At 44.2% G+C, this 16075-nt stretch carries 12 protein-coding genes; 10 read left to right on the top strand and 2 right to left on the bottom strand.

The window, feature by feature from the left end:
- The first annotated feature begins 2 nt into the window (after nt 1-2).
- From ACSBL2_RS08125 to ACSBL2_RS08135, 3 genes are all read left to right on the top strand, one after another.
- On the top strand, nt 3-1130 hold the full coding sequence (locus tag ACSBL2_RS08125) for a glycoside hydrolase family 88/105 protein (protein WP_442591184.1): 1128 nt from the start codon (nt 3-5) through the stop codon (nt 1128-1130).
- 232 nt (nt 1131-1362) lie between these two features.
- Nucleotides 1363-1653: an L-rhamnose mutarotase gene (rhaM, locus tag ACSBL2_RS08130; protein WP_442591185.1), complete on the top strand. Its 291-nt coding sequence runs from the start codon at nt 1363-1365 to the stop codon at nt 1651-1653.
- Nucleotides 1654-1739: 86 nt separating this feature from the next.
- Nucleotides 1740-4547 (top strand): glycosyl hydrolase, encoded by a 2808-nt coding sequence (locus ACSBL2_RS08135; RefSeq protein WP_442591186.1) that lies wholly within the window; start codon nt 1740-1742, stop codon nt 4545-4547.
- A gap of 62 nt (nt 4548-4609) precedes the next feature.
- Here the strand turns inward: ACSBL2_RS08135 and ACSBL2_RS08140 are convergent, their stop codons facing one another.
- Entirely contained in the window at nt 4610-6241 is a 1632-nt protein-coding gene (locus ACSBL2_RS08140; RefSeq protein WP_442591187.1) for a L,D-transpeptidase family protein, read from the bottom strand.
- Between the two features lie 160 nt (nt 6242-6401).
- Between ACSBL2_RS08140 and ACSBL2_RS08145 the strand changes: the two genes are divergently transcribed.
- From ACSBL2_RS08145 to dnaA, 4 genes are all read left to right on the top strand, one after another.
- Nucleotides 6402-7022 (top strand): phosphatase PAP2-related protein, encoded by a 621-nt coding sequence (locus ACSBL2_RS08145; protein ID WP_442591188.1) that lies wholly within the window; start codon nt 6402-6404, stop codon nt 7020-7022.
- Nucleotides 7023-7127: 105 nt separating this feature from the next.
- A complete protein-coding gene (locus tag ACSBL2_RS08150; RefSeq protein WP_442591189.1) occupies nt 7128-8585 on the top strand; it encodes an aminoacyl-histidine dipeptidase in 1458 nt (485 codons plus the stop codon).
- A gap of 43 nt (nt 8586-8628) precedes the next feature.
- A complete protein-coding gene (gene fabV / locus ACSBL2_RS08155) occupies nt 8629-9819 on the top strand; it encodes an enoyl-ACP reductase FabV (protein ID WP_442591190.1) in 1191 nt (396 codons plus the stop codon).
- A 246-nt stretch (nt 9820-10065) separates the two neighbouring features.
- A complete protein-coding gene (gene dnaA / locus ACSBL2_RS08160; protein ID WP_442591191.1) occupies nt 10066-11496 on the top strand; it encodes a chromosomal replication initiator protein DnaA in 1431 nt (476 codons plus the stop codon).
- A gap of 73 nt (nt 11497-11569) precedes the next feature.
- Here dnaA and ACSBL2_RS08165 read toward each other — a convergent pair whose 3' ends face one another.
- Nucleotides 11570-13147, bottom strand: coding sequence for a protein adenylyltransferase SelO (locus ACSBL2_RS08165; protein ID WP_442591192.1), 1578 nt, complete (start codon nt 13145-13147; stop codon nt 11570-11572).
- A gap of 238 nt (nt 13148-13385) precedes the next feature.
- Between ACSBL2_RS08165 and ACSBL2_RS08170 the strand changes: the two genes are divergently transcribed.
- From ACSBL2_RS08170 to ACSBL2_RS08180, 3 genes are all read left to right on the top strand, one after another.
- Nucleotides 13386-13982, top strand: a complete 597-nt coding sequence (locus tag ACSBL2_RS08170) for an RNA polymerase sigma factor (protein WP_442591193.1) — start codon at nt 13386-13388, stop codon at nt 13980-13982.
- Nucleotides 13983-14201: 219 nt separating this feature from the next.
- Nucleotides 14202-15158, top strand: a complete 957-nt coding sequence (locus ACSBL2_RS08175; RefSeq protein ID WP_442591194.1) for a DUF6515 family protein — start codon at nt 14202-14204, stop codon at nt 15156-15158.
- 180 nt (nt 15159-15338) lie between these two features.
- Entirely contained in the window at nt 15339-16004 is a 666-nt protein-coding gene (locus tag ACSBL2_RS08180; protein WP_442591195.1) for an HAD family hydrolase, read from the top strand.
- The last annotated feature ends 71 nt before the right edge of the window (nt 16005-16075 follow it).

Genomic DNA, 16075 nt, shown 5'->3' on the forward strand with positions numbered 1-16075 from the left:
CCATGAAAAGATTAATGTTAACCACTATCATCCTGTTTGGATGTACCCTGGAACTGTTATTTGCACAGCGCCTTCCTTCAAAGCGCGAGGTACTGAAGGTTATGACCCTTACAAATGCCTATTTTATGGAAAAATGGCCCGATGCGGGTAAAACTATTATCACCAACAAGGAAAGGGCATCCAATATATGGACGAGGGCTGTTTACTATGAAGGATTGATGAGCCTTTACAAGATCAAGCCGGATAAAGCATATTATGATTATGCGGTTCAATGGGGGGAAAAGCATAAATGGGGTTTAAATGGAGGTATCCAGACCCATAATGCAGATAATCACGCCTGTGGACAGACCTATTTCGATTTGTACCATATTGATCCTCAGCCGGAACGTATCAGGGATATCAAGGCCTCGATTGACAAGGTGATGGAATCGGGCAGGCTGGGCGACTGGACCTGGATTGATGCCCTGCAGATGGGGATGCCTGTTTTTGCCAGGCTGGCACAGCACTATAAGGATAATAATTATTATGAATACATGTATAAAATGTATAACCATAGCAAGACTGTTGAGGGTGGGGGATTGTACAATGTTAAGGATGGCCTCTGGTGGCGTGATAAGGATTTTGTACCGCCTTACAAAGAGCCCAATGGTGAAGACTGTTACTGGTCGCGCGGCAATGGATGGGTCGTTGCAGCCTTGGTGCGTGTACTGGAAATCATGCCTGAAAATGCACCGCATCGGGAGGAATACCTGAAAACTTACCATGAAATGATCAAAGCATTGGTCAAACTTCAGCGTGAGGATGGATTCTGGAATGTAAGCCTGCATGATGATACACATTTCGGAGGCAAGGAAACTTCAGGAACTGCCCTGTTTGTCTATGGTATGGCATGGGGACTGAACCAGGGAATTTTGGACGAGTCTGTCTATTTGCCTGCAATTAAGAAGGCATGGGCAGGAATGACAAAAGAGGCTGTGCATCAAAATGGTTTTATTGGTTATCTTCAGGGCACAGGCAAGGAGCCTAAAGACGGACAGCCGGTAGGTTTCAGTAGCAAACCGGATTTTGAGGACTATGGACTGGGCTGTTTCCTGCTGGCAGGAACAGAGGTCTATAAGCTGAAAAGATAATAGTCTTTAGCGGGAGAACCGTGATTGAACTGATGAAACCATCATGTGCCTGCCGCTTACAGACAGCAATGAAAACCGAGCTTGCGAGTTCTTGAATGCAAATGAAGAACAATAAGAGCTCATGAAAAACCGGGCTTGCGAGTTCTTGAATACAAATGAAGAACAATAAGAACTCATGAAAGCTTAATAACCTTTAAAAACACAATATTCACAGATGAAAATCGCGTTTAAAATGAAACTGAAGCAAGGATGTAAGGATGAATATCAAAAACGTCATGCTGAAATCTGGCCAGAGCTGAAAGCTTTGTTAAGGGAAAATGGCATAACAGATTACACCATTTTCCTGGATGAAGAAACTGACTTTCTTTTTGCTGTCCAGCAACAGAGCGGTGCTTCCTCCCAAGACTTGGGCAATCATGAAATCGTCAAGCGCTGGTGGGCCTATATGGCAGAGCTAATGGAGACGAATGAGGACCTATCACCAAAAAGCAGTCCGCTGCAATTGTTATTCCACCTGCCCTGACCAGTACTGTCAGGGTAAGAAATTTTGGGTGTGGTATACGGAGCGCGTGGTCGCTCCTTTATTTACGTTGAAATAAATTGAAGTATATGTATAAAAAAAGAGGTTTTGCAGCTATACTGGTCTTCATGCTGATGAGTATAGCGGCAGCGGGACAGCTCACCGCCCATAAAACCAATGACTGGCCTGCAATTGAAAAGCAGATGAAGCCCTGGTCACGTTGGTGGTGGATGGGAAGTGCGGTAGATGAAAAGAATCTGGCGCAGCTGCTGCAACAATACAAGGCTGCCGGATTAGGAGGGATGGAGATTACACCGATATATGGTGCGGTGGGATATGAGCAGCAATATGTTCCCTTTCTCTCACCGCGATGGGTAGACCTGTTAAAGTTTACTGTAAAAAAAGCGGATGACCTTCAGTTGGGTATCGACATGAATACAGGAACCGGCTGGCCTTTTGGCGGGCCGCAGGTGAGTACTGAAATTGCAGCGTCAAAACTGATCACACAGCAATATAGACTGAAAGCAGGAGAGCGATTAAGGGAACCTGTCAAAGTAAGCGGAGGTAAACAGGATGATGCAGTCCTGCAGGCCTTGACAGCCTATGGAAATAAAGGGGAAGTCCTGGCATTGTTGTCTTTTATACAAGCTGATGGTACCCTGAACTGGTCGCCCGCCAAAGGAAGCTGGGAGCTCTATGCTGTATTTTCCGGAAAGACACGGCAGATGGTGAAGCGTGCCGCTCCGGGTGGAGAAGGATTCAGCCTGGACCATTTGGATAAAAATGCAGTGAACTTGTATTTGAAACGATTTGATGAGGCTTTTGACTATAAAAGTCAGGGGGTACGTACATTTTTCAATGATAGCTATGAGGTTTTTGGCGCAACATGGACTCCTGCTTTTCTTGCTGAATTTAAGAAAAACCGGGGGTATGACCTCAGTATGCATATCAGGGAGCTGGTGCAAAAAGACAGCACGCTGAACGGATCTGATGCAGTGGATAAGGTGGCCCGATTGAAATCTGATTACCGGGAAACGATGGACGAAATGCTGCTGAATAACTTTACACAGAACTGGACGGAATGGGCACACCGTTACCAGGCAGGAACCCGAAATCAATCACACGGCTCTCCCGGTAACCTGCTAGACCTCTACGGTGCTGTGGATATTCCGGAAACCGAGACCTTCGGATCCAGTTATTTCCCTATTCCGGGATTGCGCAGGGATTCCGCTGATGTCAGGAACGTAGATCCTGATCCTGTAATGAGTAAATTTGCCTCTTCAGCAGCACATACTGCAGGTAAGACGCTGGTTTCCTCAGAAACTTTTACCTGGCTGACGGAACATTTTAAAACCTCCTTCGCCCAATGTAAACCTGAGGCAGAAAAGTTGTTCCTTTCCGGTATCAATCATATTTTTTATCACGGTACAACCTATTCCCCTTCAACGGCCACCTGGCCGGGATGGTTATTTTATGCTTCCGTGGAGAGCAATCCGGCAAATAGCCTATGGCCGCATATCAATGGAATCAATACCTATATCACCCGCTGTCAGTCAATCCTCCAGGCAGGACAGCCGGATAATGAACTGCTGATTTACTGGCCGGTATACGAGGTGTGGAATAATGCAAAAGGTCTGGATAGGGCCTTTAAAATGCATGATATAGATGATTGGCTGTATCCAAGCGAATTTTACCGGATTTCAGAACAATTGTCAGCAGCCGGTTATGCTTTTGATTTTGCATCCGACAGGTTACTAAAAAAAACGAAGGTCAACAATAACCTGCTGCAAACAGCTGTGAAGGGAAATCCTTATCAAATATTAGTTATTCCCGCCTGCAGGATAATGCCAGTAGAAACCATGGAGAATATCCTGGGCTTGGCGCAGGAGGGAGCTACGGTTATTTTCCAGAAATTACCAGAAGATGTCCCGGGATTAAATGAGCTCAAAAAGAGAAGGGCACAGTTGAAATCTGTCCTGGAGAAATTGACATTTGTCCAGGTGGGGTCAAGAATCAAAAGCTGTAAAACAGGTTCGGGAATGATTCTGCTTGCTGAAGACCTGCAACAAGGATTGGCCTACAGCAAAACCTATCCCGAAGCATTGAGGGAATCGGGTTTACAGTTCCTGAGAAGGAAGATTGACAATGGCAGTTATTATTATCTGGTTAACCATACGGCCCATACCATTGATCAGTATATTCCACTGAATGCCAAAGGTAAAGTCCTCATTTTAGACCCTCAAAGTGGTGCAACTGGAATCGCTGCCCTGGAAGATAAAGGAGACCGCTTAAAAGTTAGGGTCCAGCTGAAATCAGGTGAGGCACTGGTGCTGAAAGTCGGCACCGGGGATATTGCTGAAAGTAAACCATGGGTGTATTTAAATAGGGCAGGCCTGGATATTAAACTGGCTCAGCGCTGGTCACTTCATTTTACATCAGGTGGGCCGGAACTTCCTGAAGATCAGCAGCTGGATGAACTGGTGTCATGGACTGGACTGGGTGGTGAAAAGTTAAAATCCTTTTCAGGCGCGGGGGAATACACGGGTAACTTCAATATGGAAGTTAAGGATGCCAAAGAGTATGTATTGAACCTGACTAAAGTGAATGAGAGTGCACGCATCTGGATTAACGGACAGGAGGCGGGGATGGTATGGAGTCTGCCTTTTCAGCTCCGTATAGGCAAATACCTGAAAAAGGGAAATAATACCATTAAAATAGAGGTACTGAACCTGATGGCCAATCGCATACGGGATATGGATCGGAAAAGGATATCCTGGAAAAACTACCATGAGATCAATTTTGTAAACATCAACTATAAATCATTTGATGCCTCGGAATGGACAGTGATGCCTTCAGGTTTAACAGGTCCGGTAACCATTACGCCCTATTTCGAGTAGTTGACTGTAAAGGGGGCATTGCCCCCCTCCACATAGCTGTTGCTGGCAAATTCTCGTGTATATTATTTTGTGGGTTGTATTGCAGGTGTATCGTGTTGTGGAGTGAACATTTGCTGAAGCATTTTTTTATCATGTCCATACACATCGTCCCTAAAATTTAACGCACCGGTTTTGTCTACCCATGCAGTGAAGTAGGTGATGAAGACCGGTACGGGCTCTGCAAGAGTAACCCATGTTTCTTTTTGCGCATTCATGGCCTTTTCAATCCTGGAACTTGTCCATTCCGGACGGTCTGAAAGTAAATATTCTGCCAGTGCTTTAGGTGCTGCCAATCGGATACAGCCATGGCTGAATGCGCGGGCTTGTTCTGTGAAAAGTGATTTCGCAGGGGTGTCATGCAGGTAGATATTATAGCTGTTGGGGAATAGGAACTTGACGCGGCCCAATGAATTGCTCTTTCCTGGTTTCTGTCGGATAACAGGCAGGCCGCCACTGGTTCCTGTTTTTTCCATACGGTGCTGTGAGAGATAGTTCCTGTTGCGCTGTATGCTGGGTAAAATTTCTGTTCGTACAATGCTTGGCGGTACGTTCCAATAAGGACTGAATACAATGTTCTTCAGTCTGTCGCTGAAAATGACGGTCTTATTTGCCGCTTTTCCGACTACAATGTTCATGTTGAGCACCTCTTTTCGGTCTTCAAAAACGTGTAGCCTGTATTCCGGAATGTTAACCAGGATTACCTTCTTTTCTGTAGGTGAAGGCATCCACCTCATCCGTTCCAGATTCAGGAGCAATTGTTCGATCCGACTTTCAATGGGAACATTTAGTGCTTTCACCAAGGCTGCATCAATCTCACCACTTTGTTTGAGGCCGAATTGTTGCTGTGCTTTTTTTACCGCCACCGTCAGCTCGGTATTGAACACAGCATCGCTGTCTGGCCTGCTGATACTCCCATAATTCTCCAGTCGCTTTTTGATCACCGCAATCAATTTTCCGGTATCGTTTTCCTTATACTTTTTCCTGTCCAGCACAATCTTGTCCCAGCTGCCCCGCTGCTGGATTTTGTACCAGTTGGCCAATGCGGCATTCAATGTTTTGTAATAACTGTTTACCGGTTCCCAATCTGCCGCCTGTTCTCCTTTTTTCGACATCAGGGAGTCAAGCAACGCTACTGCATCTACCTTTTTCCTGGGGATATACCATTGCAATGAGGCCGGATCCAGTTTTCCTGCAAAGGAATAGGCCACGAGTTTAAAGAAATGCTGGGTCAGCTGCAGTTCCAGACTGGCAAGTGAAGGGCTGATGGTGGTGATTGCTGTATCTTTGTTCATCAATCCGCTAAGCGTATGTAATAACTCCGGCTCGATCAGGGTGCTGTCGCGAGATTCAGAAACATACCTCCTGTCCATTTCATAAAATATCTTTGCCTGTTCAGCAAGTCCCGTTTCTGTTAGCCATGCGAATTGGAAATTCCGGCTATTGTAAAAATTCCTTAACCGCTGGGCGGAACTGTCTTCCAGCTGCCCGTCACTGATGAACTGCTCCATCTGCAAACTATCGACATATAATTTGGTGACTGCATTTTTCGGGGTGATGGTCTGGTCCCTTTCCACTATGGGTGCCTGTTTAGGTTTGCACATCAGCAATAGGGTACCGGCAGAAAGCAGCGCTATAAAATAGATTTTTGACTTCATTTGATGAATGATCTTTGTATAGGTTTTTGTAGATTTCAATATAGCAAAATTTCTATGCCACGTCATTTTAATCACAATTTAATCTCAAAATGGGATGTACTATTAATTCTAACCTTATATTTGTTGCAATAAACAAAATTCAACTGATCCGTATCAACCAATGCGTGCTAAAACATTCTCCTGGCAGATAGCCTGGGATTATCCTTTATTCCGTGTGAAATTTTTTCTGGGGGTATTTACCATGCTGCTCATCCTCTATTTTTTACCTGATTTCTTTGTGTATATCCAGCAGAGAAGTGGTGTTTTACTGAATGACCGGGTGCTTAAAGTTTTACCTGCCCACGATGTTTCGTTGTATATCTTCCTGATCTTATATCCTTTTACAGGATTTTTCCTATGGCGGATGATCCGCGAATCGTCCATGTGTATTACTGCCTTATGGGGGTATATCTTCCTGTGTATGGCAAGGATGATCACGATTTCTCTTCTTCCCCTGGAGGCTCCTTTGGGGCTTGTACAGCTGCATGATCCCTTCTCTATATTCTTTTACGGAACCAATGTGATTACGAAGGACCTTTTTTTCTCAGGACATACGGCTACTTTATTCCTGGTGGGATTCTGCCTGGAAAATAAACTGGAAAAGAGGATCGCTTTCAGTGCTGCGGTGGTCCTTGCCTTGCTGTTGCTTGTTCAACATGTTCATTATACAGCTGATATTCTGGCTGCTCCATTTTTTAGTTATTTGTTTTGGTATCTTGGGAAAACAATTGCCAAAATATAAGGGTGATAATTCTTAGTTTTGTCCGCCTCCTTTGGTCTATTGGATGAAGGGGCTTATTTTTTAACGAGGAATTTTGTGACAGCGGGTTCCGTTTATACCTATTTAATGGAAGTCAATAATTTAGCTCCTCAGGAGCTTTGGAATAACTTTAGCCAACTAAACAGTATCCCCCGTGCCTCTAAAAAAGAAGAGCAGGTCATTGCCTTTATGCTGGACTTCGGTCATGGACTGGGACTGGAAACAAAGAAAGATCCTATCGGCAATGTGGTGATTAAAAAACCGGCTACTAAAGGGATGGAAAACAGGAAAACTGTAGTACTGCAGTCGCACCTGGATATGGTACACCAGAAAAATGGAGATACTGACTTTGATTTCGATCGGCAGGGGATAGACATGTTTATTGAGGGCGACTGGGTGAAGGCCAAAGGCACTACACTGGGCGCAGATAATGGGATTGGTGTTGCCGCAATTATGGGACTTCTGGCCTCCACCACGATTGAACACCCAGCACTGGAAGCGATGTTTACCATCGATGAGGAGACCGGGATGACGGGTGCAATGCAACTGGATCCGGCAAATTTTACCGGCAGTATTTTACTGAACCTGGATACAGAAGAAGATGATGAATTGACCATCGGCTGTGCTGGTGGAATAGATACCAATACTTCTTATACCTATCCTGAACAGCCTGTGACAACGGATAGTGTGGCCTATGAGATTGCTGTGAAAGGCCTGACTGGCGGACATTCCGGAATGGATATCCACAAGGGACGGGGAAATGCAAACAAGCTGATCAACCGCGTCCTGTACGGAGCCCTGAAATCTGTTGCAATTGAATTGTGCAGCCTTGATGGTGGAAGTTTAAGAAATGCCATTCCAAGGGAAGCGAAAGCAACCATAGCATTGCCTGTAGAACAGCAAGCTTCACTGCTCTCTTTTTTTGATACCTTCACTGCGGTCCTAAAAGAAGAGTACCAAACCATTGAGCCCTCACTTTCCATTACCTTAACTGAGGTGGCACTGCCCGCAAAAATGATGGGGAAAGCCGACCTGGTAAAAATACTGAATGCCATCTATACCCTGCCCAACGGGGTTTTCAGGATGAGCCCGGATATCGATAACCTCGTAGAAGCTTCTACCAACCTGGCCAGGGTGGTGGTTAAAGCAGGTGAATTTACCACACAGTCCTTACAGCGCAGCAGCGTAGAGAGTACCAAAGATGATGTGGCCAATGCAGTAGCGGCAGCTTTTGCGAATATCGGTTGCAGTATTGTACAACAGGGTGATTATCCAGGCTGGAAACCTAATCCGGATTCTGATATTTTAAGGCTTATGGTGAAATTGTACCAGGAGAACTTTGATAAAGAGCCCCATGTAAATGCCTGTCATGCGGGACTGGAGTGTGGCATTTTGGGAGCCCATTTCCCTGGTATGGACATGATTTCCTTCGGCCCGACAATCCATGGGGCGCATTCCCCGGATGAGCGGGTGCAGATTTCTTCTGTCCAGAAATTCTGGAGATATTTGCTTTCTGTGTTAAAGGAAATCCCAGTAAAGGATTAAATAAAAAAGAATTGCCTATTTTTGGCCAAATTAAAACCATTATATGATTATTGCACCTAGAATACGTGGCTTTATTTGCCTGACTGCTCACCCAAAGGGATGCGAGCAAAACGTTGTCAATCAAATCAACTACGTCAAATCAAAAGGATCGATTGCTGGTCCTAAAAGAGTACTTGTTATTGGAGCTTCAACAGGATTCGGACTTGCCTCAAGAATTACCAGCGCCTTTGGGTCAGATGCATCTACTATAGGTGTATATTTTGAAAAACCACCTGCACCGGGAAAAACGGCATCACCTGGATGGTACAATACTGCTGCTTTTGAAGCACAGGCACATGAGGCTGGTTTATATGCTAAAAGTATCAATGGTGATGCTTTCTCTGATGAAATCAAGCAAAAAACAATGGAGCTGATCAAAGCTGACCTGGGACAGATTGATCTGATTATTTATAGCCTGGCTTCACCAAGAAGAACCCATCCGAAAACCGGTGTGGTTTATAATTCAACCTTAAAACCAATCGGACAGGTGTATACCAACAAAACAGTCGATTTCCATTCCGGTGTTGTTTCTGAAGTGGCCATTCAGCCTGCAACTGAAGAAGACATTGAAAATACAGTTGCTGTCATGGGTGGTGAGGACTGGGGTTTCTGGATAGATGACCTGAAAGCAGCAGGTTTACTTGCTGAAGGTGCAACAACAGTTGCTTATTCCTATATCGGCCCTTCTTTAACCGAGGCGGTTTACCGCAAAGGAACGATAGGTCGCGCTAAAGACCATTTAGAAGCTACTGCATTTACTATAAATGACAAGCTGAAGGAGCTTAACGGAAAAGCATATGTTTCCGTAAACAAAGCCCTGGTTACCCAGGCGAGCTCAGCTATCCCGGTAATCCCTTTGTATATTTCATTGCTGTATAAAATCATGAAAGCACAAGGCCTCCATGAAGGATGTATAGAGCAGATTCAGCGTTTATTCTCTGAGCGTTTATACACCGGGAATGATATTCCTACTGATGAGAAGGGAAGAATCCGTGTGGATGACTGGGAAATGCGTGAAGATGTTCAGGCGCAAGTCGCTGCCCTATGGCCTGAAGCCGATACGGATACGCTGCCTGTAATTGGAGACCTTGACGGATACAAAAAAGATTTCCTTAATCTTTTTGGCTTCGATGTGGAAGGTATTGATTACGACGCAGAGGTAGACGAAGAAGTGGAGATCCCTGGTTTAGTATAAAATTGTAAGAGCCGGACATGCCTTTTTGTGTATGTCCGGCTTTTTGGTGGATAACCTTTGTTGGTAATTATAGTTATCCACAAAGGAGATTGTATTTCAATATGTATTTATTTGCTGCTGAGTGACTTAAGAAATAGCTGAGATTTTACCTGAATATGTTGGTAATTTTTTGGATCTTCGCCCTCCCAAAACGACTGCTCGTTGGTCGTTTTTTTTAATTGAATACCAATAATTTTTAGAACAACTATGCAAAAAACTTGTACTGAAGTATGGAATAATTGTCTCCAGATTATTAAGGATAATATCCCGGGCCAAAGTTTTAAAACATGGTTCGAACCGATCTCCGCCCTTAAACTGGAAGGCAGTGTTTTAACTGTACAGGTGCCCAGTTTATTCTTTTATGAGTGGCTGGAAGAGCACTATGTTGGTCTTTTGCGTAAAACAGTAAAACAACAGCTGGGAGAGGATGGGCGCCTGGAATACAACATTGTTGTAGACAAAGCCACTGGTAGCAGCTCACCCTATACCACCAGTATTCCTTCAAATGGAAATGGTGGGGCAGCGAAATCCCAGACTATGCCGGTTCCGGTAGCCATCAATAAGGATATCAAAAATCCTTTTGTCATTCCGGGACTAAAGAAATTAAATGTAGATCCGCAGCTGAATTCGAATTATTCATTTGAGAACTATGTGGAAGGCGACTGTAATCGCCTGGCACGCTCTGCGGGCTTTGCCGTGGCAGCTAAACCTGGTGCCACATCATTCAATCCACTGATGATTTATGGGCCTGTAGGGCTAGGGAAAACCCACCTCGTGCAGGCTATAGGAAATGAGATCAGACGTGCCTTGCCAGATAAACTGGTGATCTATGTTTCCTGTGAAAAATTCTGCCAGCAGTTTGTAGAATCCTTAAAAAATAATACGATTAATGATTTTGTGAATTTCTATCAGGCAATGGATGTGATCATTATGGATGATGTGCATAACTTCGCCGGAAAAGAAAAAACACAGGATATCTTCTTCCATATCTTCAACCACTTGCACCAGTCGGGTAAACAGATTATTATCACTTCAGATAAAGCTCCGAAAGACCTTTCAGGTCTGGAGGAACGTTTGCTGAGCCGTTTTAAATGGGGGCTTTCGGCCGACCTGCAGATTCCTGACCTGGAGACCAGAATTGCGATCCTAAGGAAGAAAATGTATGGAGACGGAATTGAGCTTCCAACAGAAGTGGTGGAATATGTAGCTCAGCATATCGATAACAATGTACGTGAACTGGAAGGGGCCATGGTTTCTCTACTGGCACAGTCTACACTGAACAAAAAAGATATCGATCTTCCGCTGGCCAAGTCTATGCTGAAGAATTTTATTAAAAATACCACAAAGGAAATTTCAATGGATTATATCCAGAAATTGGTTTGCGAATATTTTGAAGTGCCTGTGGAGATGCTTAAATCCCCTACACGTAAACGTGAAATTGTTCAGGCCAGACAGATTTCTATGTACTTATCTAAAAGTCTGACCAAAACTTCCCTGAAAGGAATTGGTGCATTTTATGGTGGCCGCGACCACTCTACTGTGATATATGCCTGCCAGACGGTAGAGGACCTGATTGATACCGATAAGAAGTTTAAAGGGTACGTTACAGATATCCAGAAGAAATTAAAAATGAGTTAATCTTTCTCTGATCCTGTTAAGTACTCAACATACGCATAAAATAGAAAAGAGGCCCGAGGGCCTCTTTTCTATTTTATGAGCTGCAGGAGAGCGTAGAACTTCCAGGTTGCTCATTTGCCCATTCGGGTCTCAGTTTGAAAAATTCATCGTGGGCTGAAGAATAAGGAGTTTTAAGGGCTTCCTTTAATTTCAGGAACAATTGTGGGTCACCTTTTTCCATGTCGGTAATGGCCATGTGCAATAAATAATTTCTCAGGATAAACCTGGGATTGGCTGCACGCATCCGCAACAGGCGGCCTGCTGGATTGATGATATGATCTGCAGTGATCCGCTGGATATAAATCTGAATCAAGTTACAGAAGGCATCCGCTGCTACGGCTGAGTTTTCTGCATAAAAGCAGGGTTTAAAATGAAGCAGAATATCTTCCCCGGCAAGGTTTTTACCTGCGTGGATCATTGTTTCCGGAAGGTCGGTCAACAACTGGAAGAAGATGGTCATATCTGGTTTGACCTGTGCAAGGGTCTGTTCAAAGAGGTCAACCAGATTCCTGTCTGGCTGCCTCACCTTATCCAGACCAAGCTTATTGCCCATCATGGTATAGTACTTGTCAAAGTATATATGCTCATAAGCTTCCAGTTCTGCTACCAATTCTTCCGTACTGTCCAGTAGAGGGGCTATTGCACTGGCCAGACAGCCCAGATTCCAGTAGGCAACGGTGTGCTGCTTTCCGAAAGCATATCGCCTGCCCGGTAAATCTGTCGTATTGGGGGTGAAATCGGGATCGTAGGCATCCAGAAAGGAGAATGGTCCGTAATCAATCGTTAGTCCAAGGACAGACATGTTATCAGTGTTCATCACTCCATGTACAAAACCTACCCTGATCCATTCCACCATTAAAGTGGCTGTTTTTTCTACCACTTCTTTATACCACTGTATAACCTTATGCGCTCCTGTGATATGCGGATAAAACTGAGCAATGGTCCAGTCGGTAAGTTTCTGCAGGTTCTTTTCATCCTGTCTTGCCGCAAGCATCTCAAAATTGCCGAAGCGTAAAAAACTGGGAGCGGCACGCATGACAATTGCACCAGGTTCATATGCCGCATTTCCATTATAGAATAAATCACGCAATACCTGGTCACCAGTGCTCACCAGCGCCAATGCCCGGGTTGTGGGTACGCCCAGATAGAACATGGCTTCACTCATCAGGTATTCCCTCATAGAGGACCTCAGTACGGCCCTGCCATCGCCCCTGCGTGAATACGGTGTTGGTCCGGCTCCTTTCAGTTGCAATTCATAAGTCTGTCCTTTGCTGTTTTCCCACTCTCCAAGGGTAATGGCCCGTCCGTCTCCCAGCTGGCCCGCCCAGTTCCCAAATTGGTGGCCTGCATAACAGGCTGCGTAAGGATACATGGATGGGGTAACCAGGTTTCCACCTAATATATTCAGGTCATCCTCCAGAGGGGTGTTGATTTCCAGTTCGGATGCCAGGTCTTCCGACCAGCCAAGGAGTTCTGGTTTCTTTACGGGGGTAGGCATTGTTTTGGCATATAGAAATCCGGGTGTTTGACGTGGATTCAGCAGTCCGCTCTCATCCCCGTCAAATGCAGCGGTAAATTCATTTTTATATTTTTTGATACTCAGATTTTCCATAAAACGAAGATAATATCATCTTTCGGGAAGAAAGTTAATGTTTTGCCATATTATAATGAACCCTGGCCTTTGTGGTCATGGTGGCTGTTTTTAAGTTGGTGAAGGCAGATAATTTCGTTTTTATCAAAGATTGGATTGTTGTGAAAATTAAAATGAACGGAATGAATGGCTGTAAGGAACATTAATTATTTAATTCTATTATATTTTTGTTGCATTGGTTTTAATTAATAATTACTTTATGGTCACACTATATGCCGATATGCCTCAGATTGACATGAATGAAAATGTAGTGTCAATGCATCATCATCAATCAGAGCGGGAACTGGTTCAGGAAATTAAAGCTGGGAATAATGCTTGTTTGTATAAATTATACAAAATGTACGCTCCTTCACTTTTAGGAATTATCCTAAAGGTGATTAAATTCGATGATATTGCCGAAGATGTGTTGCAGGAGAGTTTTGTAAAAATATGGAAATCAATTCATAAGTATGATCCGGATAAAGGGAAACTCTTTACCTGGATGGCAAAAGTTGCCCGTAATACGGCAATTGACTATGTCAGGGGACAAGCCTGCGCGAAGTGTTTAAAGACTACCGAAATTGAAATCGCTACCTACCATGTCGAAAAACATAATCCGGTGTTTTACAATATTGATACCATCGGGTTAAGGGAATTGATCAATGTGTTGCCACAGGCACAGAAGCAGATTGTTGACCTGGTTTATTTCCAGGGATATACCCAGCTCGAGGTTTCCGACCAATTGCAGATGCCCCTTGGGTCGGTAAAATCTAAAATCAGATATGCGATTCTGATGCTTCGCGGACATTTTAAATGACCACCATTTAAATCGCTTCACCCATTTTAATCCTTGTTGATTCAGTGTTAATAAAAGCGCTGTGCTTATATTTTGCTCTTTTTTCCTGTGTAATTATAATTAATTTTGGAATGAGGGGATTGAATATCATCTTTATGTCACCTTATAGGGAATCTGGCTGGACTTACTAATCTTTCTGGTGAAGGGAAAGTCATATCCCCGAATTTGATATTTATAACTATGAAAGCATTAAAGTATAAATCGTTAATTATTGCGGCTTCATTTGTGATTGTCGCGGGGTTAACTTCAGAAAGTGTCTTTGCACAGAGAGGTGGGGGAAGCAGAGGGGGAGGAAACAGTGGCAGCAGAGGAGCCGGAGCAAGCATAGGCAGGTCTGGAGGAAGTGTGGGTAGGAGCAGCGGAAGCATTGGCCGGAGTACAGGCAGTATCAATAGGAGCAGCAGCGGTATAAACCGGAGTAGTGGGAACATTACCCGGGGCAATGGAAATGTCGGCCGGGGCAGTGGTTATAGTGGAAGGGGAAACGACAGGATAGCTGGGCGTTATGGAAGACCGGGTAATAACAGATCTGCATATGGCAGACCTGGATATGGTCGCCCCGGATACGGAAGGCCTGGGTACGGAAGACCGGGATATTACCGGCCAGGTTACAGGAGATCCTATTATGGATTTTATGGAAGGCCGAATTATGGGTATTACAATTACTACAGGCCTTACCTTGGCTTCAGCTTTAATGTATTGCCATTTGGTTATTATCCATTTATGTTCGGGGCAGATCAGTTTTATTATTCAGGCGGCTTGTTTTACAGGCAGTATGATAACCAATATAAAGTAGTTGATCCACCTGTTGGCGCTGAAATTAAAGAGCTGCCTGGAGACGCCAGGGAAATTGTGATCAATGGACAGACTTTCTTTGAATATAAAGGTGTTTATTATACCGCAGTTCAGAATGCTGAAGGCAAAACGGTGTATACGGTAGCAGGAAAAGATGGGGTGTTGAATACCGATGCAGATGCGGAAGGTATCCCGGAAATCGGTGACGTGGTGACCGAGCTTCCTGAGGGCAGTAATGAAGTGGTGCTGAAAGGAGAAAGGTATTTTGTTTCTCCCGATCATGTCTATTATGAAGAGGTGGTTGACGGGACTACGGTTACTTATCGCGTAGTCGGACATTAGTTAAATCATCTGGTCAAACTGGTAAAGGAAATACAGCCATGGAGCTGATATTTCCTTTTTTTATGTATGGCCCATGCATGGATGAAAGGTGTTAAATTTCGCTGTTCCTGTTTCATCATGGGAAAGCAAACATTTGAAACTAATTGTTTAAACATGCTAAATAGTTTTAGATTTGTTTATATGTCAAAATTTAAAGCACTCCTTTTTGATCTGGATGGAACACTTGTTGATTCAGAGCATTTTCATTTTAATACCTGGAACGAATTACTTGCCCACTCGGGCGTAAAACTGGAATACGACGACTTTCTTAAAAATTATGCAGGAATTCCCCTTCCAGGCAACGCAAGCAGGCTGAAAGGTCTTTATGAAATAGCCACGCCTCTTGAAGAATTGATTGCGCTTAAAGAAGACCTTACTGTAGAAAGGTTAAAAACCAGCGAAATCGGCCTGATGCCTTTTGTCCAGGAAAGCATGGATTACTTTTTTAGCAAGGGACTGGATATGGTATTGGTAACCGCCAGTAAAAGACCAGATGTGAATGAAATGTTTCATAAAAACGGACTGGAAAAATATTTCAATTTCCTGGTGACCAGAAGTGATGTGACCCATAGCAAGCCGGATCCCGAATCCTATAATCTTGCGGTGGCGAATCTGGGCCTGGCAAAAGAAGAATGTCTGGTGTTTGAAGATACCCTGAACGGTTTACGTGCTGCCAAGGCTGCTGGTTTAACCTGTTATGCTATTCAGGCAAATACAGATGACCACGGGAAACTGGCGGCTGCGGATAAAATATTCCTCAATTTTGAGGAGGCCAGAAACTACCTGATCGATAATGATTTAATCTGATTTTCCGCAGGAGTTACAGGTCTTTCCGCTGCCTGCCGGGAACAGTATGTTTGTATCTAATCCGATAAGGG

It is taken from the genome of Pedobacter sp. AW31-3R (assembly GCF_052180285.1).
Lineage (GTDB): Bacteria > Bacteroidota > Bacteroidia > Sphingobacteriales > Sphingobacteriaceae > Pedobacter.

Coding starts and splice junctions, on each gene's coding strand:
- ACSBL2_RS08125 (WP_442591184.1), top strand. CDS start 3: ATGAAAAGATTAATGTTAACCACTATCATCCTGTTTGGATGTACCCTG.
- rhaM (WP_442591185.1), top strand. CDS start 1,363: ATGAAACTGAAGCAAGGATGTAAGGATGAATATCAAAAACGTCATGCT.
- ACSBL2_RS08135 (WP_442591186.1), top strand. CDS start 1,740: ATGTATAAAAAAAGAGGTTTTGCAGCTATACTGGTCTTCATGCTGATG.
- ACSBL2_RS08140 (WP_442591187.1), bottom strand. CDS start 6,241: ATGAAGTCAAAAATCTATTTTATAGCGCTGCTTTCTGCCGGTACCCTA.
- ACSBL2_RS08145 (WP_442591188.1), top strand. CDS start 6,402: ATGCGTGCTAAAACATTCTCCTGGCAGATAGCCTGGGATTATCCTTTA.
- ACSBL2_RS08150 (WP_442591189.1), top strand. CDS start 7,128: ATGGAAGTCAATAATTTAGCTCCTCAGGAGCTTTGGAATAACTTTAGC.
- fabV (WP_442591190.1), top strand. CDS start 8,629: ATGATTATTGCACCTAGAATACGTGGCTTTATTTGCCTGACTGCTCAC.
- dnaA (WP_442591191.1), top strand. CDS start 10,066: ATGCAAAAAACTTGTACTGAAGTATGGAATAATTGTCTCCAGATTATT.
- ACSBL2_RS08165 (WP_442591192.1), bottom strand. CDS start 13,147: ATGGAAAATCTGAGTATCAAAAAATATAAAAATGAATTTACCGCTGCA.
- ACSBL2_RS08170 (WP_442591193.1), top strand. CDS start 13,386: ATGGTCACACTATATGCCGATATGCCTCAGATTGACATGAATGAAAAT.
- ACSBL2_RS08175 (WP_442591194.1), top strand. CDS start 14,202: ATGAAAGCATTAAAGTATAAATCGTTAATTATTGCGGCTTCATTTGTG.
- ACSBL2_RS08180 (WP_442591195.1), top strand. CDS start 15,339: ATGTCAAAATTTAAAGCACTCCTTTTTGATCTGGATGGAACACTTGTT.